The 24,703-nt window shown below is 32.0% G+C and carries 24 protein-coding genes; 4 read left to right on the top strand and 20 right to left on the bottom strand.

Annotated elements, in window-relative coordinates; all coding sequences use genetic code 11:
• Positions 1-24: 24 nt before the first annotated feature.
• A complete protein-coding gene (locus BJG89_RS01025; RefSeq protein WP_096808110.1) occupies positions 25-915 on the bottom strand; it encodes a LysR family transcriptional regulator in 891 nt (296 codons plus the stop codon).
• Positions 916-1,064: 149 nt separating this feature from the next.
• Here BJG89_RS01025 and BJG89_RS01020 point away from each other — a divergent pair, with 149 nt between their 5' ends.
• Positions 1,065-1,835 carry a sulfite exporter TauE/SafE family protein gene (locus BJG89_RS01020; RefSeq protein WP_096808109.1) on the top strand — a complete coding sequence of 257 codons (771 nt, stop codon included), beginning with the start codon at positions 1,065-1,067 and terminating at the stop codon, positions 1,833-1,835.
• Positions 1,836-2,026: 191 nt separating this feature from the next.
• On the opposite strand, the gene BJG89_RS01015 is transcribed toward BJG89_RS01020, so the two are convergent.
• From BJG89_RS01015 to BJG89_RS01005, 3 genes are read right to left on the bottom strand one after another with little or no spacing between them, the layout of a single operon-like run.
• Positions 2,027-2,587: an HD-GYP domain-containing protein gene (locus tag BJG89_RS01015; RefSeq protein WP_096808108.1), complete on the bottom strand. Its 561-nt coding sequence runs from the start codon at positions 2,585-2,587 to the stop codon at positions 2,027-2,029.
• Complete coding sequence (locus BJG89_RS01010) at positions 2,577-3,443, bottom strand: Sir2 family NAD-dependent protein deacetylase (protein WP_096808107.1); 867 nt, start codon at positions 3,441-3,443, stop codon at positions 2,577-2,579. Before BJG89_RS01010 ends, BJG89_RS01015 begins: the two co-directional genes overlap by 11 nt.
• Before the next feature lie 20 nt (positions 3,444-3,463).
• A complete protein-coding gene (locus tag BJG89_RS01005; RefSeq protein ID WP_096808106.1) occupies positions 3,464-4,342 on the bottom strand; it encodes an SIR2 family NAD-dependent protein deacylase in 879 nt (292 codons plus the stop codon).
• A 111-nt stretch (positions 4,343-4,453) separates the two neighbouring features.
• On the opposite strand from BJG89_RS01005, the gene BJG89_RS01000 reads away from it, so the two are divergent.
• Positions 4,454-4,783, top strand: coding sequence for a winged helix-turn-helix transcriptional regulator (locus tag BJG89_RS01000; RefSeq protein WP_096808105.1), 330 nt, complete (start codon positions 4,454-4,456; stop codon positions 4,781-4,783).
• Between the two features lie 66 nt (positions 4,784-4,849).
• Here BJG89_RS01000 and BJG89_RS00995 read toward each other — a convergent pair whose 3' ends face one another.
• Positions 4,850-5,314, bottom strand: a complete 465-nt coding sequence (locus BJG89_RS00995) for an Lrp/AsnC family transcriptional regulator (RefSeq protein WP_096808104.1) — start codon at positions 5,312-5,314, stop codon at positions 4,850-4,852.
• A gap of 123 nt (positions 5,315-5,437) precedes the next feature.
• Here BJG89_RS00995 and BJG89_RS00990 point away from each other — a divergent pair, with 123 nt between their 5' ends.
• Positions 5,438-5,989 carry a cysteine hydrolase family protein gene (locus BJG89_RS00990; RefSeq protein ID WP_096808103.1) on the top strand — a complete coding sequence of 184 codons (552 nt, stop codon included), beginning with the start codon at positions 5,438-5,440 and terminating at the stop codon, positions 5,987-5,989.
• Positions 5,990-6,360: 371 nt separating this feature from the next.
• Here the strand turns inward: BJG89_RS00990 and BJG89_RS00985 are convergent, their stop codons facing one another.
• Entirely contained in the window at positions 6,361-7,737 is a 1,377-nt protein-coding gene (locus BJG89_RS00985) for a cryptochrome/photolyase family protein (protein ID WP_096808102.1), read from the bottom strand.
• Between the two features lie 191 nt (positions 7,738-7,928).
• Between BJG89_RS00985 and BJG89_RS00980 the strand changes: the two genes are divergently transcribed.
• The gene (locus BJG89_RS00980; protein ID WP_096808101.1) at positions 7,929-8,354 is read left to right on the top strand and encodes a pyridoxamine 5'-phosphate oxidase family protein; all 426 of its coding nucleotides are present in this window, start codon (positions 7,929-7,931) and stop codon (positions 8,352-8,354) included.
• Positions 8,355-8,415: 61 nt separating this feature from the next.
• Here the strand turns inward: BJG89_RS00980 and BJG89_RS00975 are convergent, their stop codons facing one another.
• From BJG89_RS00975 to BJG89_RS00910, 14 genes are all read right to left on the bottom strand, one after another.
• The gene (locus BJG89_RS00975; RefSeq protein WP_096808100.1) at positions 8,416-9,921 is read right to left on the bottom strand and encodes a phytoene desaturase family protein; all 1,506 of its coding nucleotides are present in this window, start codon (positions 9,919-9,921) and stop codon (positions 8,416-8,418) included.
• The gene (locus tag BJG89_RS00970; RefSeq protein WP_096808099.1) at positions 9,918-10,793 is read right to left on the bottom strand and encodes a phytoene/squalene synthase family protein; all 876 of its coding nucleotides are present in this window, start codon (positions 10,791-10,793) and stop codon (positions 9,918-9,920) included. The genes BJG89_RS00975 and BJG89_RS00970 overlap by 4 nt, the downstream gene beginning before the upstream one ends.
• A 56-nt stretch (positions 10,794-10,849) precedes the next feature.
• On the bottom strand, positions 10,850-11,890 hold the full coding sequence (locus tag BJG89_RS00965; protein ID WP_232514201.1) for a glycosyltransferase family 2 protein: 1,041 nt from the start codon (positions 11,888-11,890) through the stop codon (positions 10,850-10,852).
• 66 nt (positions 11,891-11,956) lie between these two features.
• Entirely contained in the window at positions 11,957-13,447 is a 1,491-nt protein-coding gene (locus tag BJG89_RS00960; RefSeq protein WP_096808097.1) for a phytoene desaturase family protein, read from the bottom strand.
• Positions 13,448-13,921, bottom strand: a complete 474-nt coding sequence (locus BJG89_RS00955; protein WP_096808096.1) for a glycosyl-4,4'-diaponeurosporenoate acyltransferase CrtO family protein — start codon at positions 13,919-13,921, stop codon at positions 13,448-13,450.
• Positions 13,922-13,925: 4 nt separating this feature from the next.
• Positions 13,926-14,426 carry a TspO/MBR family protein gene (locus BJG89_RS00950; protein WP_096808095.1) on the bottom strand — a complete coding sequence of 167 codons (501 nt, stop codon included), beginning with the start codon at positions 14,424-14,426 and terminating at the stop codon, positions 13,926-13,928.
• A 47-nt stretch (positions 14,427-14,473) separates the two neighbouring features.
• Positions 14,474-15,973 carry an NAD(P)H-binding protein gene (locus BJG89_RS00945; RefSeq protein ID WP_096808094.1) on the bottom strand — a complete coding sequence of 500 codons (1,500 nt, stop codon included), beginning with the start codon at positions 15,971-15,973 and terminating at the stop codon, positions 14,474-14,476.
• Positions 15,974-16,190: 217 nt separating this feature from the next.
• Positions 16,191-16,910, bottom strand: coding sequence for a TspO/MBR family protein (locus BJG89_RS00940; RefSeq protein WP_096808093.1), 720 nt, complete (start codon positions 16,908-16,910; stop codon positions 16,191-16,193).
• 630 nt (positions 16,911-17,540) lie between these two features.
• A complete protein-coding gene (locus BJG89_RS00935; RefSeq protein WP_229719071.1) occupies positions 17,541-17,909 on the bottom strand; it encodes a DUF1722 domain-containing protein in 369 nt (122 codons plus the stop codon).
• A 183-nt stretch (positions 17,910-18,092) separates the two neighbouring features.
• Complete coding sequence (locus tag BJG89_RS00930; RefSeq protein WP_096808092.1) at positions 18,093-18,761, bottom strand: hypothetical protein; 669 nt, start codon at positions 18,759-18,761, stop codon at positions 18,093-18,095.
• A gap of 79 nt (positions 18,762-18,840) precedes the next feature.
• Positions 18,841-20,643, bottom strand: coding sequence for a purple acid phosphatase family protein (locus BJG89_RS00925; protein ID WP_096808091.1), 1,803 nt, complete (start codon positions 20,641-20,643; stop codon positions 18,841-18,843).
• Between the two features lie 513 nt (positions 20,644-21,156).
• Complete coding sequence (locus BJG89_RS00920; RefSeq protein ID WP_096808090.1) at positions 21,157-21,525, bottom strand: hypothetical protein; 369 nt, start codon at positions 21,523-21,525, stop codon at positions 21,157-21,159.
• A gap of 632 nt (positions 21,526-22,157) precedes the next feature.
• A complete protein-coding gene (locus tag BJG89_RS00915; protein WP_096808089.1) occupies positions 22,158-22,598 on the bottom strand; it encodes a universal stress protein in 441 nt (146 codons plus the stop codon).
• Between the two features lie 757 nt (positions 22,599-23,355).
• Positions 23,356-24,210 (bottom strand): MBL fold metallo-hydrolase, encoded by an 855-nt coding sequence (locus tag BJG89_RS00910; protein ID WP_096808088.1) that lies wholly within the window; start codon positions 24,208-24,210, stop codon positions 23,356-23,358.
• Between the last annotated feature and the right edge of the window lie 493 nt (positions 24,211-24,703).

Raw genomic sequence — 24,703 nt, 5'->3', positions numbered from 1 at the left:
ACCTAGTTGTTAACGCTTACAATTTCAATTAAAATTTTTTCCCTTAATAAAGTCATTAAATTGTCTTACAATTTGTTTCCTAAATTCTGTATCTTTTTGTACAATCCAAAAATCTCTACTTAAGTTTAAGTTAGTCACATTAATATTTCCTAGAACACCTAATGCTAATTCACGTTCTACTGCAATTTTCGGTAGAAAACTAATCCCTAAATTTGCTTCTACCGCACTTTTAATTGTTTGTATGCTGCCTAATTCCATAAATGATTGAGCATAGGTCATATTGTGTCTTTCTAACTCATTCTTTATAATTTTCCTCATCCCAGACATTTTTTCCCTAACTATAAATTGTTCTTTAAGTAAATCGCTTAATTCTACTGAATCTTGTTTCAATAATTTATTTTGACTTGAGCATATTGCGATTAAATTGTCTTCTGCAAATTTATATACATCATATTTTTCTATTTGGAAAACACCTTCGACTAATGCAACATCTACTTCATTTAAGTTTAATTTTTCAAGAACTGATGGTGTATTACCAATGGATAATTCAATTTGTACATTCGTATTTTGCTTTTTAAACTCACTGATAACTTGAGGTAATAAATATTCTCCTATAGTAAAGCTGGCTCCAATAACCAGCCTATGATTTTGCTCATTGAGTTCATTCTGTATTGCTTGAAATGCAATTTCATTTATTCTAATTAATTCTTTCGCAAACGGGTAAAATGTTTCTCCTGCTTTAGTTAGTTTTAGTTTTCGCTCATTACGATCAAATAATGTCACGTTATAATAATTTTCTAACTGCTTCATTTGTTTCGTTACAGCTGGTTGAGAAATAAAATAGTTTTGTGCAGCTTGAGTAAAACTTTTTGTTTCAGCAACATCACAAAATATCTTTATACTTTCAAGATTCACTTTCTCCCCTCCTCTTTAACCTTATATAAATTCTAACACGAGTTTGATACTATATAGCATTCCTTCTAGTAATAGGCTATAACTAATCCTTATTTGAGTTTTGTCAAACCTACATGAGAAGATTAAGAAAAAATGATAGGGATGACAAAATGACTTTAAGTGTAATTTTGGTATTACTGTTGATCAGTATCTTTGCTGGCGCTTATGGCACTATTATTGGAGCTGGTGGGGGATTTATCTTTGTACCGTTCTTATTGATATTATTTGGTTTAGAACCTCGTATAGCTGCTGGTTCAGGACTTGTAATTGTTATGATTAACGCTATTATCGGTGCTATTGGTTATACTAAACAAAAAAAGATTGCTTTTAATCAAGGCATCACAATTGGTGTGAGTGCCATACCTGGCACGTTTATAGGGAGCTGGTTATTACAACACTATTTTTCTAATGCTTTTTATATAATTTTTGCAATATTATTAAGTGTGCTAGGATTCTTTTTACTTTTTAAAAATTTACCTATTAAATTTAACAAAAAGAAACCCGCACACACGTCTACTGCTTCACCTTCTTTTAGTTATTGGTATATACCTTTAGGGTTTTTGATGGGCGTTATATCTAATTACCTAGGAATCGGTGGTGGTTGGCTATTAGTACCTGTTCTCATATATGTTTTTAAAATGCATCCAAAAGAAGCCACCTCAACATCTGTATTTTCATTACTTATATATACAACTGTAGGCGCTATAACACAAATTTCGATTGGTAATTTAAACTGGATGATCGTGATTATTGGGGGGATAGGCATTGCTATTGGTGCTAAAATCGGTCTGAAAATTGCCGAATTTATACCTGAAAGACGCATCATGCAACTGCTCTCAGCTGTTCTTATTATTATGGGTATTCGTATGTTTTTCATGTGATTTTTTAAATAAAGTTAAAAAAATACAACTAACTAAAAAATGATGGTTTCTACTGTATGTCAGTAAAAATCATCATTTTATTATATTTATATCTCATAGCAGCTCACTCATCTATTTTTTGACGGTATTAATGAACATAGGAAGTCAACTGCGTTTTAGCTTACTATTAAACATCCTTATAACATAACTAACTATACATCATTTAAATATTGTGCAAGTTCAATAAGATCCAAACTTTGTTCATTTCTTAAAAAGTTTACATTTAAAGCACCGCTTCCTAACCTATAACAATCTAAGGCATCAGCATCTTTAAATATTTTGTATAGGTACAATGCTTTTTCCGGATCCTGTAGTTCCGATTTGAAGGAGGCTTGCGCTTCATTATCATCTTGATCATGACAAGCCATAATATAAGCAACTGTGTCATTGTATAGCAAGCCATGTTTTAGACAAGATGTTTTATAATATTTAGCCGCTCTCAAACCATGCCCTTTGTCCAGACCTTCGTCTAATCTTCTTGTATCATGGAACACTGAACACGTTGCAAGTTGCTCACACTGATCACTATCCAACTGCAATCGGTCAGCTAATATCAAATTATAAAACATAACTCTAGCGCTATGCTGTTGTGTATGCCAAATGCTATCAGTTAGCCAAAAATCCACAGATTGCATCATAAATCTTTCCCATTTTTTAAAGATATCACAACTACGTTGGCTTAAATACGTTTGTAAGGGTAAATTAATATTCATTTGTACACCCCTTACCTTGACGTTTGAAAGTCACTAACTCACTTAAATTGTGTGCTATATCCCCAGGTACAGATAACGATTTATCTTGAATTGCTAGTGGTATAAATATTTCTTGTGCTAAATTAAAAGTAATGTACACTACATTGTCCCTTTGTTGAATCCATTGCATTATTGGCGCTTTGATTAATTGATTCCGACTGCCTATGCCTAACTCTAGTACTACAATTTTCTCTTCCTTAGTCGTATGAATAAAATGTTCAAACGCTTGGGCTTGCAACTTCCAATCTTCTTGTTTGATAAAATAATGATTTGTCTCTATATGCATTGCCATTGGCCCGTGACATCGAGGGCATTTTGGTAGTATATTTAAAAGCGTTTGATCATCAAGATTATTATTTATCTTTAATAACAATTCACTTATATCGTATAATTTGTTATGATATGCGCGCGCACATTGTGCCGTCTTACAGTTACCTTCAATTTCAAAAATTTTTGAATTCTCAAAGCCTGAATATTCAAAGTGATTATCTATATTTGAAGTAATTACAAAATAATTTTTATCACTAATTAATTCATATAAATGTTTCATAACTTCACTTAATTGATAATCTGCTAAAAAATACTGATATAGTTTACTATAAAATTTCCAGTAAATAAGCTCACTCGGATAAGGGTAAAATAATCCCTCTACAATATTATGAATTAGATACTCCTGTTTGAATGATGAAAAATAATCATTAAAATTTTTATCGTCAGCAAAAATATGAAACCCCTCTGCTATCGACAAACCATTACTTGCGCTTATAAGTACTTTATCTGCAGATTCCAAATGTTGAGTAATATTTTCTGTAATCATATATGCTCCTTTAAAGTTAACTATAAATTAACGCTGTTTTCTAACGTTTGTCGATACTTTACACTATCTCCAAGCACTTGTTGAATATCTTCATGAATAGCCTGCCCTTTATTCTCCAATTTTTCCGGTAGAATAGCATCTTTAGGATTGATGGTAATATAATAAGCATTAGGCCACATATAAGTTAAATTCCAAAATGGTTCTTTTATAAACATTGGTGTCATTGGCCCCACACCCAACTCTAAAAACAATACACGTTTATGTTTTACCATTAACAAATACTCATTTAATTTTTCTAATTCATTTTTATATTTTGTACCTTCTAAAAAGACAAATGATCTTACCCATAATTCCATATTTCCTCCACAAGAAGGGCATATTGGAATATCATCAGAAGGTATTTGAGCGTCTATTATTTTAGTGCATAAGTTATGTGCTTCTTCTGAAAAATCATAAACTTGATCATGACAGCGTTGCGCACATTGGATATGTGTCCAATCACCTTGTATGGCGCTCACCTTCGTTTCAGGAAATACATGGTAAAATTGACGATCTTGATTGGTAGTCAAAATATAGTAATCCTTATTCTGAATTAATTCAAATAAATTTTCATATGGTTTGGCCATCGGAGCTTGTGAAACAAAATTAACTAACCTTGCTAGATAAGCCCATCTTTCCTCCAACGTTTGAAAACGATAATAAAACCCACCAAAAATACTATCTATACCATATTTAATAGCAAAATCTCCGAAATGTTCTCGAAAAGCAGCATTGTCTTCATACCAATTATAACCACCTGCAGCAGACATTCCTGATGCACCGCCGACAACAATAGCATCAGCTTGTTCTATTTTTTCAACTAATGTTTTTATATGCTGTTGGTATCTTTCAGAATACATAATTTTTCCTCCTTATACTTTACCGATTAGCAATTATAGTCTAAACTTTGGGTATCAACTCAACAAGTATGCACTTTTTATATATATACTATCTTAAAAGGAAGTGTAACCATGGAAAACACTCATCACCATAGTCATTTGAACGATACGTATTTTGATTACACGCTGTCGATTATCAATGGAAAATGGAAGCTAACCATTATTTACTATTTATCTACGTATGAAGTGGTACGTTTCAATCAACTCAAACGCTATTTAGGTAAAATCACATACAAAACGCTTAGTGACTCTTTAAAAGAATTAGAGCAAGATGGACTCGTAAACAGAAAAGCTTTCCCTCAAATCCCGCCTAAAGTGGAATATAGTCTAACTGAAAAAGGTAAATCCTTATGGCCAATTATTGAAAATATGTGTAGTTGGGGCGAACAAAACAAATACTAAATATTATGATTTAATTTTGCATATACAAATGGACGCTAACACTGTAAATAAATGTTAGCGTCCATACTATTTTTCCAAATGATTTAAATAATATTGCTCAATAAATTGTTCATCTTTTTTGAGTTGGTTAACTGATAAATACAAGGAGTAATTTCCATACTCTAACAATTTTTGTAATAACGCATTCAACTTTTCATTCGAAGATACTTTAAACTTCAAATGATAACAACCATCGCCTGAAATGCTATGTGCTTCAATGATATCATTACAAGTCGTTACAAAATCAATAAAATGACCATGTTGCGTGGTCTTCATATATATTATTAAGAAACCTACCATTCCATTTTTGAGGCTTTCTTCGCTAATGTTTATAGTGTATGATTTTATAATACCTTCATCTTCCATTTTACGAATACGGTTACCTACTGCTTGACCTGTCATGTATATCTGTTCTCCTATATCTTTCCATTGAGTACGTGAATGGTTGGCTAGTATTTTCAATATTTGTATATCAGTACTATCTATTTTCATTATTGAATCTCCTTTCATCAAGCAAGTTTTATCACCTAATTCATTTCATAACCTTATCGATAACATCTTGTTTTTAATATATCATTATAACTGTACATTAAATTCAGTAAAGGACGGATAAACATGAATACAGCTTTAATTATTGTAGATATTCAAAATGATTATTTCCCAGGTGGTAAATACCCATTAAGTAATCCTGAAAATGCAGCAGAAAATGCTAAAAAATTATTAATGTGGTTTAGAGAAAATCTTAGTGAAAATATTTACCATGTTCAACATATTGCACCTGATGAATCATTAGGATTTTTCGCTCCTGATACGGAAGGTGCAGAAATTCGAGAAGTTGTACAACCACAAGACAATGAAACGCTGATCGTTAAACAATTCCCTAACAGCTTCGTTAATACGGGACTACATGATAAATTGCAAGCTCAAAATATAGAACATGTTGTAATTGTTGGTATGATGACGCATATGTGTATTGATGCTACCGCTAGAGCTGCAGCTGATTTAGGTTATAAAGTATCAGTCGTTGAAGATGCATGCGCTTCACGCGAATTAACTTATAACGAGCATGTCGTTAAAGCAGAAGATGCCCACTATGCATTTATCAGTGCGCTAGACTTATTATATGCTGATATTTATACGACAGAAAATTTTATTCAACAACAATAATGTCAGCTTACAGATCCATTCAAAGCGAAAATATATAAACTAAAATTTTACTATTTAATATCTGTTTTTATCATTTTCTTTATTAAAACGATATTATATCGATGTTACAGTACAAAGATATTAGCATTATATACGACTATATCTATAAAAGCGTATCTGCATTTATTATTATGCTGATACGCTTTTCCATTATTTACAGTTAAATACGATTCTACTTTTAACGCTTCAAATTTAACCATGTTTTTAAAAACGACACATTTACCACCATACGGTCAGTATCCGGTTAGACAACCCGAACACTGACCCGTTAGCATATAGTGCCTTTCACTATATGCTTTATCTACATCTCAATATTAAACTACAAAAGATACTTATTTAAATTGTTTGAATTTATCCATAACATAATCTCTACTATGTTTATGGTTTACGATAGCTTCTGGGTAATCTTTACCAATTTCAACATTATAATTTTCTTTCAACTTGTCTTTGTGCTTTGTTGGATTATGAATATATTGACTAGGCACTTCATTCAATATTTCTAACTGTGTTTTAATAAAATATCCTTGCGCATCGAAGCGTTCGCTTTGACGTATCGGATTAAACATTCTGAAATATGGTGCTGCATCTGTTCCTGTTGAAGCAGACCACTGCCAACCATGTACATTGGATGCATTATCATAATCAATAAGGTACTTTCTAAAGTAATCTTCACCCCAAGTCCAATCTATAAATAAATTTTTCGTTAAGAATTGAGAGACAACCATCCTTAATCGATTGTGCATATATCCAGTACAATTTAATTTTTTCATTGCAGCATCAACGATAGGGTAACCTGTTTGTCCTTGTTGCCACGCCTTAAAATGCGATTGGTTATAGGACCACTGCATATTGCGGTACTTTTCGGAAAAAGATTGAGTTGCAGTTTCAGGGTATTGCGTCATTAATATATAATAAAATTCACGGAACATCACTTCTCTGATAAAAGATTCATAGCTGCTTTCATCACTATCATAACCTTCAAGTAAGTCATTTATAATGGCGTGAATATCGAGCAAGCCATATGCTAAATATTTTCCTAACCCACTGACAAAATCTTGTGATACATCATCTGCCAATTGCTTATAATAGGATATATCTTCATCTAAAAACCGATGCCATGCTTTACGTGCTGATTTTTCCATATCTTCATTATTATCTAATCGCAACTCGCTTTGATTGAAACCTTTTTCTGCATTTTGGCTTAACTGCTTATATTGATAACTTTTAGCAGGTGTATGTATGACATTTTTGCGGTTCGCTTTGTAAAAACGAGTAAAAACTTTATAAGGTTGCTGTTGCTTGTTTAATGTCATTAAAGGCGTAAAATAATGATTCACACGTTGCCCAATCACTTTGATTTGATGTTTTTCAAAGACTGTTTTTATATGGGGGTAGTCGTATGTTTCTTTGTGATAACTCATAATATCTTTAGCGATTAACACATGAGATAAATCTAAATCATCGACTAAAGATGCTAACTTTTTGTATGTAATAACATAGGGATAAATGTCACGCTTTTGTAAAGCAGTTATAAAACCTTTGACTACTTTATAATAATCATTACGTTTTACCTCTGCTGCATCAGATAAATCCTCTAGAGGTAAAATAAAGTATAATTTGTCTAGTTCATTTTGATGCTCTGCTACAAAATCAAATAATGGGTTATCTTTCATTCTAAAAACGCGATTAAGTATAACACCTAGCTGCATGGTCACATCTCCTCATTTTATAAATATATTTTTGAACACTTTGCAAAACATGCTCATTCATATTAAATTGCTGGAATATAGGGTTAACACCCGTTATTGTCTCTCAATAAATATCGCAATATCACAAATGTTTTACCTCATGCTTGCACATTACAGATATAGGGTATGTATTATATAGAGGTGATTGTAATATGAATAAAGAAGCAGTACAAAAAGAAATTGAAAATATTTTAAACCATTCTAATGTTGGCGTGTTATCCACGGCTCATAATAATATGCCAAATAGTAGATACATGATTTTTTATAATGAAGGTCACACACTATACACTAAAACAAGTATTGATTCTAACAAAGTGGCTGAATTTAAAGACAACCCCAAAGCGCATGTTTTAATAGGTTATGACGAAACAAAAAACCGTAGCTTTCTTGAAATAGAAGCAGATGTCGAAATTCTAAAAGATAAAGAAACGATTGATTGGATTTGGCAAAAACAAGATAAGACATTTTTCGACTCTAAAGAAGATCCTAATTTGTGCGTACTAAAAGTAACACCAAAAGCGATTAAAATAATGAACGATAATGCGTTAGATACCCCTCAAACAATTACGTTTAATTAATTTAAAATAACACGGGCGCTTAAATTTACTTCAAAATAAAAGTAAATTAAGCGCTTGTTTTTTAAATACCGTTATTGATATCCTCTAGCATTGCATCCACTGTAATTTTAGCGCTCGTCAAGACGATAGGAACACCTGCGCCCGGATGCACACTTGCCCCAGCAAAATATAAATTTTTGTAATCTCTACTTACATTAGGTGGTCTATAGTAATTACTTTGTGCTAATGTAGGCATTAAACCAAAGGCAGCCCCAAATTTCGCATTATAATCGCCTTCAAAATCTTTAGGCGTATAAATCATTTCAGTGACCACGTGTGCTTTTAAGTTTTCCAATGCTTTAATGGTAGAAAGTTTATTATAAATAATATCTTTCACATATGCGATTGTTGTCTCATCAGACCAATTTGCATCACTTGTTTTCAATTCTGGGACAGGCATAAGTACATAAACACCTGTCTGACCTTCTGGTGCTAATGACTTATCCTCCACGCTTGGCGCATATACATATATGGAAGGGTCAGCTGGTATTTCCCCGGAAAAGATTTCATTTATATTATTATCAAAATCCTTAGAAAATATAACATTATGTAACAAAATTTCTTCAGATAGATCTTTATCAACACCGATATACATTAAAAAGGCGGAACAAGAATAGTCCATGCTGTCAATTTTTTGTGTTGTGTATTTTGTAGGTTGATGTTTTTCTTTAATCAAATTGGTTGCAGCATATGGAAAGTCGGCAGTACATAGTATTTTGTCATATTTCTTGATCTCTCCATTTACTTTTAGACCTTCCACACGCTTAAAACGTGTATCAATGATAATTTCTTCAACACTCGCTTCTGTATGGATTCGAGTACTTAACTCCTCATTCAATGTTTGAAGTGCTTTGACGAAGCGATACATACCACCCTTAATAAAATGTACACCAAACATTAGCTCAATCATTGGGATAATAGAATATAAGGAAGGGCTCCGTTTAGGATCAATACCTATATACAATGTCTGGAATGCTAAGATTTTTTGTATTTTTTTATTATCAACATACTTTTCAATCAAGTTATCTGCTTTATCAAATGTTTTTAATTTCATTCCTTGATATAAAGTAAAAGGATTGTAAAAATCTGTAGGTTTTCTAAATGTTCGTTCTAAAAAGTGTTTCCGTGCAATTTCATACCTTTCGTATATGTCTGTTAAAAATGACATAAAGCCATGTGTTGAGCCAGGTTCAATTGCTTCGAGCATATCCCTTAATTGTGCAAGATCTGTAGGCACACGGATTTGGTCAGATTCGCTAAAATACACGTCATATATATGAGATAATTGTTTAATTTCCAAGTAGTCGTTCATATTTCTATGTGCATAATTAAAAACATCACGATAAATTTCAGGCATCATTACAATGGTTGGTCCCATATCAAACGTAAATCCGTCTTTCTTAATTTGGTTCATTCTGCCGCCTATCTGTTTATTTTTCTCATATATATCTACTTGGTGTCCGTTTGCTGCTAACCTTGAAGCTGCAGCTAAACCCGAAACACCGCCGCCTATAACTGCAATCTTCATATTGTTTCACTCCTATTGTATTTTGCAATAATATCTCTATAAATTTTTAGTTTTTTCACTTTACTTACATATACCTTTTTGTGTAACGTATAGCCTGACTTTCTCACTTCTTCAAGAATTTCAAGGTAGGCATAAGCCGCTAATTCAATAATGTAACGAACATCTTCATCAAAATGTACAACACCATTTAATGCTATGTTATACAGTTGCATTGCTTCATGGGCGTAACTTTCCCATAAGTCTATATAATTTTGTGTGATGCCCTCACTGTAGATAGCTTGAACATCGACCTTATATTGAGCTAATTTAGTTTCACTGAGATAAATTCTACCATTCTGGAAATCTTCGCCCACATCTCTTAAAATATTAGTTATTTGTAGTGCTTTACCTAAAGCAATAGCAGCGGCTTCAGCTTGTTTAGGGTTTGCTTCTCTTTGTGATGCTAAAATAGGTGTTAGACATTCACCAACAGTACCAGCCACGCCATAACAATAATGATATAAATCAGTATCTGTGCGCATCATTGTTAAATCAGAGTCTTCTTTTACATATTGAATCAAGGTCCGTAATGGTTTTTGCGGGATTGCGTAAGTATCCAAAGTGTCATTAAATGCGTTCATAATCGCCCCATCACTTTGATAACTTTGAGCATGATGACTATAAATACTTTCTAAATCATGCGCTATATCACCTAATCGTTCAAGGTCTTTATACTTATCTATACTGTCATCAATCATTCGACACACTGCATAAATGGCCCATATCGCTTTTTTTCTTTTAAGTTCTAAAAAATCAAAGGCATAAGAAAATGTCTTTGAATGTATCTTCATAATATTGTGACAGTGTTTATAATCTCTCTCTAATTGATTCACTTGTTGTCCTCCTCGAAAATACGTCGGCATCCCTTTCCGTTAATATAAAAATTAATCTATAAATCTATTTTTCGGCCTTTCCAGTGTATGCGTTTGAAAATGTTGATATCTAACCACGATTTAAAAAATATTCCTACAAAACATACCAAAAGCAATGGATGACAAATACTCGCAATAAAATTAAAATTGCCAGTTCTTCGAATAAATATGTGGAATTGCCACGCATACATAAGATATATAATGATAGCTAACATTATATATATGAAACCTAACTTGGTAGCAAATAAGATAGTCAGAGTAGATATAATGGATCCAAATAACCATAAAAATACTAAAGCAAGTGTAGATTTTTGGGTCGCTTTGGAACCAAGGGCAAAATGTTTACTCCAACCTTCTAATAGTGTTACGAACCCTTGCGGATACATTCTAAAATTAACTGCCCCTTGTCCTTCAAACAAATCAACAGGTAAATTAAAATCATGATATGCGTTACTTAAGGCAAAACCTTCGATCACTTTATCTTTTGCATTTAAATGACCACGTGTCAGTTTATAATCTTGCTTATTAGTTAAAATTAATGGCCCGAACGCACTTTGCTTATTATTCAAAGTCTCCGTTATTGAAAATTTGTTCATTCCTACAATAGTCATCAAATTAAATATTGCAGAACCATTCTCATATATTTGTTTTATCTTATGGAAAGGTTGGATAGAAAGTAATCCTTTATCTCCTTGTAGATGATATTGGTTTACTATGCGCCATATGCTCGTTTCGCTTGTAAATTGAATATCAGCATCCACAAACATCAATAAATCATTTGTTGCATATCGGCTTCCTTCCCAACAAGCATGTGATTTACCTTTCCACGTCTTATCATTGTTAACCATATATACTTTTGCGCCGTAATGTACTGCAATGGCTTGCGTATTATCTGTCGAACCATCATCCATGACGATAACTTCTATACGCTCGTTCTTAGGTATACTGTTAAACAATTTAGGCAAATTTGCCGCTTCATTTCTCGCAGGAACAATAACACTGACGGCTGTCTTATTTTCCTTTATTTTACTAGTAATCGTAGCGCGATACATGTACATACACTTTCCGCTTAATATGGAAGCTAAAGTGAATACTATCGCTATGATATAAGATATCATCTGTTATCAACTACTTTCTTCAGCGATAATAGCTTCTGCAACTTGCATACCGCTTAGCGTAACCATCGGCATTCCCGCTCCAGGATTTACAGAACCACCTACAAAATACAAATTTTTGAAGTATTGGCTTTTTTTCGGAAACTTAAACCCTTTATTCTTTTTCTTATTCGATACTACACCATAAATGGCACCTTTATTAGAACTATAAGTGTTTTCTATATCATGCGGCGTCCACACATCTTCATAGACGATATGTTGTCTTAAATTTTTCAAGCCCATAGACTCTAATTTATCAAGTATACGCTCACGAAATTGGAGATATGCCTGTTCACTCAATGGCTGCGCTTGAATATAAGGTATATGTGGTAAAATTTTTATATTTTCATACCCTGTAGAGGCCTGTGAGTCATCTGTTTTATTGGTATTGACTACATAAATTGTCGGATCTTGAGGCAAAACATATTGGTGAAAGACTTCATCAAAATTATTTTTCGAATGGTTAGAAAAGAAAAAGTTGTGATGTCGGAGTTCTGGATAACTTTTGTCTACACCTAGATGCATCACATAACCTGAACTCGCGGGTTCAAACTTACGTTCTAACTTATTTATTTTATTTTCATCAAAATTCAATAAATTTTTATAGACAGGAATCACTTCCATATTAGATATAATGTAATCTGCATAGATGTTTTTGTTATTTGCTAAGGTTATTCCAGTAACTTTATTTTCACTATTATAATTTATACGTTTTACATATGCATCAAAATGTATAACCACGCCTAATTCTCGTGCTAGTTGCTCCATCGCACCAGCTAATTTATGAATGCCCCCATCTACATACCATAATCCTTCAGCATGTTGCATTTGAGGCAGTAAACTCAACACAGCCGGAGCGTCATAAGATGATGAACCTACATACTTGATAAAGTACCCTAACATTTTTCTTAAATAAGGATTATCTACTCTTTTATCAATAGCTTGTTGCATGGTATGAAAGTAATCAAATTTTTTCAATGCAGTCAATGGCCCATGATAACGAATTATTTCAGAAATCGTGTCTAAACCTTTATCAAAATAACTCTTTTCAGCCGTTTCATGAATCTGTTTCGCATAGTTAAAAAACGCAGTAAGCTGCTGTATATCCTTATCTGTGACTGTCTTATTATTTATCAATGTATCTTGCATAGATTCATATAAATCTATCATTTCACCATCAGGATAGACGTTTCTTATCTGCAAATCTAATTTACGAATGTTCACATAATCTGCTAGCCTTTTACCACATTGCTGGAATAAACGTTGAAATATTTTAGGCATAGTTAAAATAGAAGGGCCAAGATCAAAACCAAAATCTTCCGTCTCTAATCTATTCACTTTTCCACCAATGTGATTATTTTGCTCATATAAATCCACATGATAGCCTGCTTGAGCCATTCGAATTGCACTAGCGATGCCGCCTAGCCCGCCTCCAATAACAATGACTTGCTTATTTACCATTTAATCTCCCTTTCTTTTTAACTTTCTCAAATAAACACGTTCCAATTTAGGGCGATTATAGCGCTGCACTATGATGCAAGGTACATTAGCTATAACGACATATACTAGATTTATCATTTTTACGCTGCTTGATGACTTTGCAAATACAATAACAGGCGCTATAGACAGCAAGTGGACAAACTCCGCACGTCTCGTTTCTAATATAAATTGGCGTACTTCGTCCGCATGACTCGATTTATCAAAGTTTGATTTACTGATAATAGTCGAATTTATACGTTGGCCATCCGGCAAATGATTTTTCCAATATTGGACTTTAACGACTTTTTGCCACAATTGGCCTTCTTGTTCAATTGGCCAACTTTTAAAATATATATGCCCGTTTTCTAAACATTTACGGCTTATATATGTGCCAAGTTGAGCAATAATCATTTGAATAACAAACCAGTATAGCGCATTATATATTATCTTTTTCATCAATTTAGTGCTCAGTTTTTCCTGTATAGTTTGGGTTCTCTTTATTTAAAAACCAGTTACCTGCTGTTAAATACGTCGCAAATGCGCTCCAAAGCACGTATGGCACAAGCAATATGCCAGCAACTTTCTTCACATTGAAAAATTTTACAGTTGTAGTTACTACTGCACCAAGCAATACAACACTCTCTACTAATGCACTAAAGCGCAACTTATATTTAAAGTACAAGATAGACCATAAGTAATTAAGTCCTAATTGCGTATAGTAAATGCCTTTTAAAGTCTTACGCTCTGATTGATTAGTCACTAGTACATAAGCGACACCCATCGTTGTATAAAGTATTGGCCACACGATAGGAAAGACATAGCCGGGTGGTGAAAAAGGCGGTTTGACATTTTTTTTATAGTCTTTACGTGCATTTTTCACTGCAAATTTGCCCATGAACTTACCACCGAAAATCGGCGTTATAACTTTAGTGGTTGATTTGATAATATCGATTGCTGTCATTGTTCATCCCTCTTTTTTTTATAAGTGAATATCTTTATATATAACGGCTATAGTTCGGCGTTAGACATATTATTTTTTTTAGCTAAATATTTTTTTAATCCGTATAGTTTTAATACAATCACACCTACAATAACGACTGGTAAAATAATTTTTTTCATATTTACACTTCCTTTTCTAGTACTTTTTTTAGTTTCTAACTTGAATTTGAAAAGATTCATTACACTTTTATGCACTTTAGCTTGTGTATACTTATAAACCCACCAAGGCAGCGTCGGCTCATATTCTTGTAACGCTATCATACATTCATTGCTATAAGGCAACCTTCTAAATTCTAATCTTGCGTTGCCACCATTTGAATCTAGCGCAAAATCTCCACCGACAATGCGATACAAAATGCTATCCTCATTAGATGCTACGCTATCTTTCCTTAGTAAAAGTAAATCTTTACCCAAACATGGTATTGTTATTGAGAAGTCGTTTTCATTAAAATCACTATTAACGACATTTAATGTGATTTTGTTTAAGAAATCAGCATACAATGCCGTCACTTGACTCATAGTCATATCTTTAGGCAAGGTTACTCTTGAAATTGCTCGAACATCTTTAATCGCACGCTTGCTTGATTTTTTACGCTTCTTCTGTACAGTGTTTTCTTCCGCTAAAGCGTTACGTACACTCGTTTTATAATCGATTTTTCCAATAGAGACACCTTCGACGGTATTTTCTTCATTTCTTACCATATCGTGAATCAAACTATCCATAAGCGGATAAACCATTTCTTTCGGCACCCCAGAAATTAATTTCACCCAATACTTACTTAACCAAATTGGAATAATAGGTAAGTCTAAAGTAGGTAAACGTTTATCTAATACTTCAGCCGTTTGTTTGAATAAGTCTTTATATGTCATATGATTTGGTCCACCAATATCAATTGATTCATTGGCTTGTGGATGACGCGCTACGATTTTATAAAGCCCATTAATCACATCTTCAATAGCCACTGGTAATGTTGTGTTATACGCCCATTGCGGCAATAGTAACCCAGGTAGACGTTCTACTAATTTTTTTAATATTGGGTAAGAACTACCTTTAGAGCCTATAATCAAACCCGCTCTTAAAGTACTTACTGGTACGCCATACGCCCCTAAAATACGCTCACACTCTAGGCGACTTCTTAAATGTGGCGATAATTCATTTGTCTCAGGAATTAAACCACTCATAAACACAATGTGCTTAACTTGATTAACACTAGCTGCTTTTGCAAAATTATCTGCTAACAACGCATCCATATCTTCAAAACTTGCTTGCGTTAATTTAGCTGAAGGCATCATAGAATGGACTAAATATATAGCGATATCCACGTCTTTCATTACTTCTGTTATCTCATTTAAATCAAATAAGTCGGCAGACTTCCAAGTTACATTTTGTTCGTTCGTTTTATGCTCTATATGTCTAGAAATAGCGATAATTTCATAATTTTCTTTCAATTTTTTCATTAAATGGCCACCAATATAACCCGAAGCGCCCGTTAACAGAATTTTTTTCATATATTTAGCCTCCGATTAAAAAAGACGAGCAGGGAAACTTTACTTCAGCTCATCTTTTACATAATAAGCTCACTTGCTCATTATTAAATAAATTTAGTATACATCATAAACACATCGTGTTTATTGGGTTTATTTTACCCTTTTACAACAAAATTAATCGTTTGAGATTAAATTAAGCACAATTCGACGACTTCAAAACGTCCTCACTCATTGTCTTCTATGACTTTTTCATTCTTACCACGACAATAATAGCAGTTATAAATAATAATAAACTTGCAGTAATTAATGTAACATCTAAACTTAAATAATAGTTGTTATTTTCTATATAGATACCATAAAAAGGCCATATCAATACCAGCGGGTATAGCCAATCTTTAAAAGATATTGCTATAAAGATACCAATGATCGTTGCTAATATCAACGCAATCATTGTCCAACTTAACTCATCTAAACCAAATATTGTTTGAATATGATTATTTAGCGCTAAAGAAAAAATATTAACAATTGTGGCAACCGTCGTCCAACCAAAGTAAATTGAAAATGGCAAACGGTTATACCCTCGATAGTCAGATAATATCACATACATTCGAGCAATATTATAAAGTAACGCTAAGATAACGATTACTGATACTAAGAACCATTGTTGTGTATAAACAATAATCCAAGCACTGTTTAACAGGAAGTTAATGATAGGAAGATACTTCAATCGACTTACGATTTTTTTATTATGCGAACGTATCATCAATAACTTGATTAGCCATGCTAAAATAAGCACATAAATTAAGCCCCAAATTGCAAACGCAAAACCAGCAGGTTGAATCATTGCTTGTTTGTCTTCGGCGATATTTCCGATATTGCTACCACTTAAATAATTAATTGCAATCATAATTAAAAATGCAATAACATATAAAAGCACCCATTTTCTTTGCCTTGTCATTATAAAGCCCCCTACATTGCACCTATTATAATCGTCCTTATATCATTATTTCTTATTTTATAATCACTATTTTTAGATGCGCATTGCGTTATCACTTGCTCATTATAAACAATGAAAAAGTGCGTAAAATACCACTTTATACTTTTCCCTAATTCCAAAAATTCATTCTTAAATAACATAGATAACACACTTTTTCTCTATACGCTTTTAAATACTATATTGCTTCACTTATTTTGGCCCAAAGCATATCGCAAATAAGGTAACAATTACTTTCACTGAATTTGACGCTTTTTTATAAAAAACACTTCCATTTAAAATCCAAGATAATTTGGATTCAATGAAAGTGTGCATGGTTCACTCTATTTTTTGGAAGTAACTTAAATCACTGGCTGGGCTTAACAAAGCGCCCGAACATTAGCTTATCGGAATAAAAAGACCTTATACTAAGTTTTTAAAGAAGGTAACAATGCGTTTTCTTCAACATCATACAAATAGCAGGTAGCATAACAAACATTCGTCTATTTCTTTTTATTATCATCATAAAATTTTCTATATGATTTTTTAAAAGAGTTGCTGTCACCTGTCACGATCAACTCACACTAAATTGATATGTTAATTACATATTCAAATTTAGTTGGCAATCTTTATTTTAAAGTTCTTAATTAAACTAGAATCTTTTAGATAAGTCACATCGTAAAACATCGCCATGCAATAAATAAAATAAATAAGTGTGGTTGCCTCTACTTGATCCAATACATACTGTTCTTTTAGCTTTTTAAATAATTCCTTTTCTGACGGTTCACAAACCTTTTTAAAGTAACCCCATACATGAGAAAATGCGTTAACGACAGACCCTTTACTAGGTTCAATCAATAAAGCACTATGAATCATGTCTCTCACTTCATAGTATTCATATTTATCTTTCATCATTTTTCTGATACGGTTATAGCTGTTTTGATCATGCCACATAACTTCGTACTTGTACTTTTTCCATAACATCTCAATGTCATATCTATGCTTGATACTTATCACTCCTTTAACGATAGACTACAAGCTTTATAGAACCAAGTTGCTTTGGCTAATTTGAAATGTAGCAACCTAGTAATTAACCCATTTTATGTCTCTCTTTTACACGGGGGGAATTTTACAAATTAAATGGATTCCTCGCTATATCGACCTTTGTTATGATTGGTATTGCTTCAAGAGCGCTTGGTAAAAGTCGTTAAGTGCTTTATTGTCACTCACTTGGAACATTTCATTTGGTCTTAAGTTTGGATCTTTGCCATTATGATCTTTAGGTGCAAAACCAGAGGACAATGTAACATCTTCTGAGTGCGTAAACTCATATTCGTATACCTTGCCATTATCTGCAAATAAATATTTTGTGACAGGTTTGTTCGTATCCGCCACTTTATTATAACCTTCAATATTAGATAAAGTTTCTGCATCTTTATCTATACCCGTTGTTCCTTTATGGGATGTATAAGTTACCGCCCCTGTTACTGTATGCAAATCGAATGCTTTCGCCCCAGGTTTGTCCCTATTACTCACTTGAATTTCACCATCTTCGCTACCAGCGTACCAATCTCTATCAGACATACTACCATTACCAAAATAACGGTTTGAGACAGCTTTATGATTATCTTTTTCATGCTCATCAAGCCATGATAAGAGCTCTTTTTTAATCATTTTTTTATCTTTATCTGTAATAAGTTCTTTGGAAGATTGAGTTTTTTCAGTATGAGCGGCTTTCTCCTCCGATTGCTGCGTTGTTTGTTTGCTATTACTACAACTAGCTAAAACGAGACAGAACAATGTCATGAATGTGATGCATTTTACTATTTGTTTCACTATATATCAAACCTCAATTTCCCAAGAAATCAAACGACCTAAGCTAGGCTAATATCAGCTAACTTAGGCATTGATTTAATTATTTATTGTTTTTTTGAATACCAAATTCGTCTACTAATTCAATATTACGCTGTTCACCGTCGCTGATATCGCCATTTAATTGATAGATTTTAACTTTTAATGTATTACCTTCTACTTCATAAACTGAGAAGTTTTGCGAAGAAGAATCACGGTTATTTGAATGACTATCTTTAAATGCATCTGTTTCTTGAGGTTGTTTACCTACTTTAAATAGACTGTTATAGTGTTCTAAATCTTTTTCAGTTAACCAACTCAATTCTGGTCTCACTTTTTTAATATGCTCTAATGAACGATCATAAATACTGTCATACTCTTTTGTACCGCCTGTATTTGGTAACACATACACTGAACCTTTTGGATTATTATAATAAGTTACGTTATCATCACCAACAAATTGCTTCGTATCTTCTTTTTTAGCATTAACGAAACTGTTTTTAGTTGAAGTATGTTCAAGTGGATGCGTACGAGATAATACATGATCATGGCCTTGTAACACTAAATCAACATCTAAATCATCTATTTCTTTTGTAAGTTCTTTTCTAATTTTCTTCACGTCTTCGTCTGATAAAGCGTGATAAGATTTAGAATACATTGGTTTGTGTAAATTTAACACAACCCAATTTGCCCCATTGTCACGTGCTTTTTTGATATCTTTCTTAATCCATTCCATCTGTTTTTTACCAATGGCTTTTTCATCTGGATTGTCTTTAGATTTTTTATTGTCATTGGTATTTGCAACAACCATGTGAGCACCATTATAATCAAATGAATAATAAGAGCCGCCATTAACCTCATCATTCTCTTTCGGCACGTTCACGTGTTCGTTGAACTTAGTTAATAATTTCTCATCCTCTTCGTTCAGCGCATATTCATCATGATTCCCTGCTGCAGCAACGACTGGCAATGACATGAATGAAGGTCTGGACTGCTCATATAAATCTTTCCATTCATCCTCAACTTCTGCTGTTTCTACAAAATCACCTGTGTGTAAAGCAAAGCTTGGATCTCCGGCAGTTTGAATTGCATTCATTAATGTATCAGCGCCAAATGTTGCTTCGTTTCTTACATGCTCATTCCAAAATGCGTTTTGTGTATCTGTATATTGTACGAAATTAAATGGGTCACCTTTTTTACCAGCCGTTTTAAATTGTCCTATCTGGCTCTTTCCCCCTTTTTCACTACCTACTTTATAATAGTATTTCGTATTCGGTTTTAAATCTTTTGCCTGCGCTTTGTATGTATATTCTGCTTCGCTTATTAAATTTGTTTTACCATGCTTATCACCACTCATCCATTCCGGTCCACCAGCATGTTTATCTGTATAATAACCGTTTACTTTTTCCTCACCATTTCTGTCTTTGATAGGTTCACCTTCATCATTTTTAGCAATGTCTTTAAAAATAATATGACCATGTTTATCTCTTTCAAGATATTTTGATTTCACTTTTTTAGGTTTCACATCAAATGTTTTTGCGTTTTTAAAGTTTTTTGACTCTGATACCCATACTTTTGAATCTTCAAATTTATCTGAGGTATACCAACTAAATCCCATTTCTGTCTGAGGGTTCCCATTTATATTTGTAATAACACGATTGGGTTTATTCTGTTTCTTTATATCTGCAACTTCAGGCTTTTTATCTAATAGTTTGATTTTATTATCATTTTCTTGTTGTGTTGTTGTAGTATTGTCTGCCGGTTTTCCAGCGCCACTAGCCTGTGCTGTTTGTGGGGTAATAATAAGACTAAATAATAAGACAAAACTCGTTGCAGCACGAAATGCAATCGATTGATGCTTTTTCATATGATATCCTCCTCTAACTATTTCTTTATGGTCTTGTCTCATCATTTTAGCAATACTCTTTTAACCCTATATTAAGTACGTATTTAATATGTAAATTTCACATTAAAGTTATATATTTATATGAACATAAAATTATTTTATATAACCAAAAATCAGAAGCGATTATTAAATAATAAGAAATAAAAATACGATTATAAAGCTAAACTACTATACATATATTTTAAAAAGATGGTTTTGCGAAAGAGGTAAATATATAGTTTATGAAAATAGGCTTAATTCATCACACGAAATCTTAAAAAACTAATAACAATCAAAAGGCTATATACAATATATCAAACTTTGTATATAGCCCTAATTTGATATATAAGTGTTTTATATACCAAACGAATATTCAGTATTTTAAATTAATAAAACAATCATAAATTTATAATAGTCGAGATTTGATAGTAGTGATGAATAAAATTTCATATTGGTTAAAGCATTGATTCTGTGAATAAGTTAATTTATAGTAGCTCAATCTCTTATGTTGAAACTTTTCACTTGAATTTTAGCCAAATCGATACTTATTAGCGTATTATTTTCTTCTTGAACAAAATTGAATTCTGTTTTAAAGTAAGCCTTGCTATCAGAAAAATAATATTTAACCATATACTTATTTTTATGCTTAAAATATTCATAAGAATAATTAGGTGTAATAAAATGGAAGATTTTTGCTAAATAACTATTTTTTATATATTTATTAATGCTTTGGTAAGTGTCATTTGTATATAATTTTTTTCGAAGCGTTTCTAAATCTTTAGCACACAGTAAATTACAAAATCGTTGTACATCTCGTTGAATGATACTGGTTATAAAATCTTCAATACATTTTTCTATTTTCACGGTATCAACCCCTAAATATATCATTGTAATCTTTTAAACGTTAAATCAAAGTTGGAAATAAATATATCATTTTCTAATTTAAGACTTTAATATTTAGAGGAAATAATATATGTGGTACAAGAGGAATTAATTATTATTAGTTATATCTTTTATGAGCTACCTTAGCTAGCAATTAATCAACACTCTTTTTTTAAAATGCCTTAGTTAATGTGCTAATCATTAACTGAAAAAAGCTTAACATTTTTCAATACCATTTTTATACAAATTATTGTTATATGGTCTAAAAATTTTGTTATGGGGCAATAGACATCGGTCTGATTAATAATATTTAGTCCATTTCTAAGCAGTAATGTTTCAAATATTTATGGGTTGTGTCACCGTTAGAAATCAAAACATCAGTGTCTCCAAACAACTTTCTTACTGTACATGTGTTAGAAATAATTAATTCAAATAAATATATAATAAGACGTAACAGAATTTAACCCTGTTATCATATAGACTTTCTTCTAAAATACCTCCAAAAATTATAAAATAGACGGTGAGACCCTGGGAGTAATCTGATATAAATTTCTCTATATTAAATTTCTCACTTTTGATTTTAAAATCGTTTTGAAGTCCGTATTATTGGTATTTTATCTAATAATAAGTGTAGGGACTTCTGTATTTTTGGATATTTTATACGATGCATTTCCTAATGCATCTTTTGTTTTAAATTTAGTATTTCGGTTACTTAAAACTATTAAATCATAATCTTTTCTCTTTAATTCGTTGAGTACTTCTTTCTTAACGTTGCCACAAATATATTTTGTTTCGTAACGGAACCCACAAATTTCTAAATCTTCAAGAAAAGGTTTGAATTTCCTTTTTTCTTCCATAACGATTTTTTTAAAATGTTTATTTTGATAAGCGACAGATTTTTCAAGCAATTGCTGAGGGATGATAACGAGCACAGTTATTAAAGTATTCTCTTCTTTAGTGTCGTTACGCTTATTACTAATAAGGTTATTTAGTTCTTTTACGGCCGTTTCAAATTTTTCTTCGCAATCGTACGCTAATAGTATATTTTCATACATAATGACACAGACTCCTTTTTTCGCTTAAAGTAATCTTTTTACAGATCCCTCATATGAATCATATTATTTTTTAATTAATGGCTTTTATTTTACATATTACCTAGGACTAAGTCTTATAATTGATAGTCCTTTTCTATAGTTAGAAATTATATTTTGTTAAATTATTGAAATTTTAAATTCGCGTCGAGGGACAGTTTTTATGGCTTATCTTTTAATTAATCACTTTAAGCTACAAATTATAGACATCTTAGATTTCTATAATGTGGAGCCTTTATATATTCCAGTGGATTTTTAATTGGTTTGCTATTGGGAATTTATAAATCGTTGATAAAAGTTAATGTTTTATTAGAAAAGTTTGTTTACTTGAATAGTTCTATTTCTTAAAAATAAGAGTTTGAATTATCACGTGGAGCTTTATTATCAAAATGTGCGTTTTTTGCTAGTTTTTTTATATTAACTATTATGCGCATATGGAGTGTCGATTAATTATTATATATTTTTAATCTTTTAAATTCGAACTGTATATATTTATTATAAAGAAACATTGGAGTATTTCCTTACAATTAAATCTACTAAATTGTATACCACCTTTGATTGTTATTAAACATCTAGGGTTCTTTACAAGTATTTTAGCTATCTTTACATAACCACTACTATATTTACGTGAAGCGTTACATATTTTTAAAAATTATAAAAAGTTATGGTTCAGCCTCAATAAATTATACATAAAGATATACTACATAAAATTGGTTAAATACTAATCATTTTGATTCACGTATTTACCATGCTTTGGCAAAATAATTTCATCTAAATGATTATTTAATTCATCTAGCTTTCTCTGTGCTTCATGATTTTTTAAAGGACGCCCATGTCCAGTAGTTATTATCTCGGGCTTCAATGCTAATAATTTACGAATTGAGTCTTTGACTTGTGCCCAATTGGTCGTAAAATATCTAGGGGGTCCATAAATAGCTTGTTTTTGTGTTAAAACATCCTTTAAATTATCTTGTTTAACTGTCGTTATTGCATCTCCTGCAACCAACAAACTATCCTCCGCTCTGTATAATGATATATGCCCTGGCGTGTGCCCAGGTGTATGCACCCATTTAAAATCTGGCATATAAGGGACACTAAAATCTTCTGGTAACGCTTTAATATATCCATCTAAATTAATTGCTTTATTCGGAAAAATTTTTGACATTTTTGAAATTAATCCACCATTTACTGTAGCATCTGGTGCCGGGTAATCTTTCGCTCCTGTTAAATAAGGCAATTCTTCTGGGTGTGCATAAACTGACACATCCCAATATTTAATGAGTTCAATAATTGATCCAACATGATCAAAATGACCATGTGTTAAAATGATTGCTTTTGGTTTTGCATGACTTCCAAAACGTGCTTCTGCTTCGCGGATAATTTCTTTAGACTTTCCAGGCATACCCGTATCTATTAACACAAATGACTGAGAAGAAGGTTCGCCATAAAATACGATATTAACTATTTGCGTTGTATATTGGTATAAATCTGAGGCAATTTCTACGCCTTTTTTACTTTTAATAGATGAAACAGGCAGACTTTTATAATCTTTTCCATAGTACATTACGTTTTGCATATTTAACCGCTCCTTTGTCATTTATCTGTTTTCTCTTTGTTAGCGCCATTTAACATTCAAAAGGTTCAAAGTGTTTATAATATATTGCTTAGCTTTATGTTCCCCTTATTAAATTGATTTAATTTATTTAACGTCGTCGTCATATCAATTAATCCAAAACATTATTTAAGTTAACTATATCGGCGAAATATAAAATACAGTTTAAGAAATAAGCTGTTCTGTATAAATCAAAATAAGTTATTTTAAATATATTTTTAAAAAACATATTAGTCTTAATTTTGCCAATAATTCTTAAATTAAACACTTTAATCACTATAGATAGCAGCGTTTAATTTATAAATCAGTTACATATTTAGTTAATTGGCATACATATTATTTTATGGAGAAACGCATTGAATCATTTATAAAATAATTTCATTTAACCATCGTTTAAGTTCTTTTCAATGATTAAACGACCTATCAAACACAAAAAGCGAGTCAGAAATCTATGTCG

Origin of the sequence: Staphylococcus nepalensis (assembly GCF_002442935.1) — a bacterium.
GTDB classification, from domain to species: domain Bacteria; phylum Bacillota; class Bacilli; order Staphylococcales; family Staphylococcaceae; genus Staphylococcus; species Staphylococcus nepalensis.
Note: the sequence above shows the minus strand (reverse complement) of the source record. Positions and strands in the feature narration are given on the sequence as shown.

Bases quoted from the DNA above. Each gene is read 5' to 3' on its own strand.
- BJG89_RS01020 (WP_096808109.1), top strand. From the start codon at position 1,065: ATGACTTTAAGTGTAATTTTGGTATTACTGTTGATCAGTATCTTTGCT.
- BJG89_RS01015 (WP_096808108.1), bottom strand. From the start codon at position 2,587: ATGAATATTAATTTACCCTTACAAACGTATTTAAGCCAACGTAGTTGT.
- BJG89_RS01010 (WP_096808107.1), bottom strand. From the start codon at position 3,443: ATGATTACAGAAAATATTACTCAACATTTGGAATCTGCAGATAAAGTA.
- BJG89_RS01005 (WP_096808106.1), bottom strand. From the start codon at position 4,342: ATGTATTCTGAAAGATACCAACAGCATATAAAAACATTAGTTGAAAAA.
- BJG89_RS01000 (WP_096808105.1), top strand. From the start codon at position 4,454: ATGGAAAACACTCATCACCATAGTCATTTGAACGATACGTATTTTGAT.
- BJG89_RS00995 (WP_096808104.1), bottom strand. From the start codon at position 5,314: ATGAAAATAGATAGTACTGATATACAAATATTGAAAATACTAGCCAAC.
- BJG89_RS00990 (WP_096808103.1), top strand. From the start codon at position 5,438: ATGAATACAGCTTTAATTATTGTAGATATTCAAAATGATTATTTCCCA.
- BJG89_RS00985 (WP_096808102.1), bottom strand. From the start codon at position 7,737: ATGCAGCTAGGTGTTATACTTAATCGCGTTTTTAGAATGAAAGATAAC.
- BJG89_RS00980 (WP_096808101.1), top strand. From the start codon at position 7,929: ATGAATAAAGAAGCAGTACAAAAAGAAATTGAAAATATTTTAAACCAT.
- BJG89_RS00975 (WP_096808100.1), bottom strand. From the start codon at position 9,921: ATGAAGATTGCAGTTATAGGCGGCGGTGTTTCGGGTTTAGCTGCAGCT.
- BJG89_RS00965 (WP_232514201.1), bottom strand. From the start codon at position 11,890: ATGTACATGTATCGCGCTACGATTACTAGTAAAATAAAGGAAAATAAG.
- BJG89_RS00960 (WP_096808097.1), bottom strand. From the start codon at position 13,447: ATGGTAAATAAGCAAGTCATTGTTATTGGAGGCGGGCTAGGCGGCATC.
- BJG89_RS00955 (WP_096808096.1), bottom strand. From the start codon at position 13,921: ATGAAAAAGATAATATATAATGCGCTATACTGGTTTGTTATTCAAATG.
- BJG89_RS00950 (WP_096808095.1), bottom strand. From the start codon at position 14,426: ATGACAGCAATCGATATTATCAAATCAACCACTAAAGTTATAACGCCG.
- BJG89_RS00945 (WP_096808094.1), bottom strand. From the start codon at position 15,973: ATGAAAAAAATTCTGTTAACGGGCGCTTCGGGTTATATTGGTGGCCAT.
- BJG89_RS00940 (WP_096808093.1), bottom strand. From the start codon at position 16,910: ATGACAAGGCAAAGAAAATGGGTGCTTTTATATGTTATTGCATTTTTA.
- BJG89_RS00935 (WP_229719071.1), bottom strand. From the start codon at position 17,909: ATGTTATGGAAAAAGTACAAGTACGAAGTTATGTGGCATGATCAAAAC.
- BJG89_RS00925 (WP_096808091.1), bottom strand. From the start codon at position 20,643: ATGAAAAAGCATCAATCGATTGCATTTCGTGCTGCAACGAGTTTTGTC.
- BJG89_RS00915 (WP_096808089.1), bottom strand. From the start codon at position 22,598: ATGTATGAAAATATACTATTAGCGTACGATTGCGAAGAAAAATTTGAA.
- BJG89_RS00910 (WP_096808088.1), bottom strand. From the start codon at position 24,210: ATGCAAAACGTAATGTACTATGGAAAAGATTATAAAAGTCTGCCTGTT.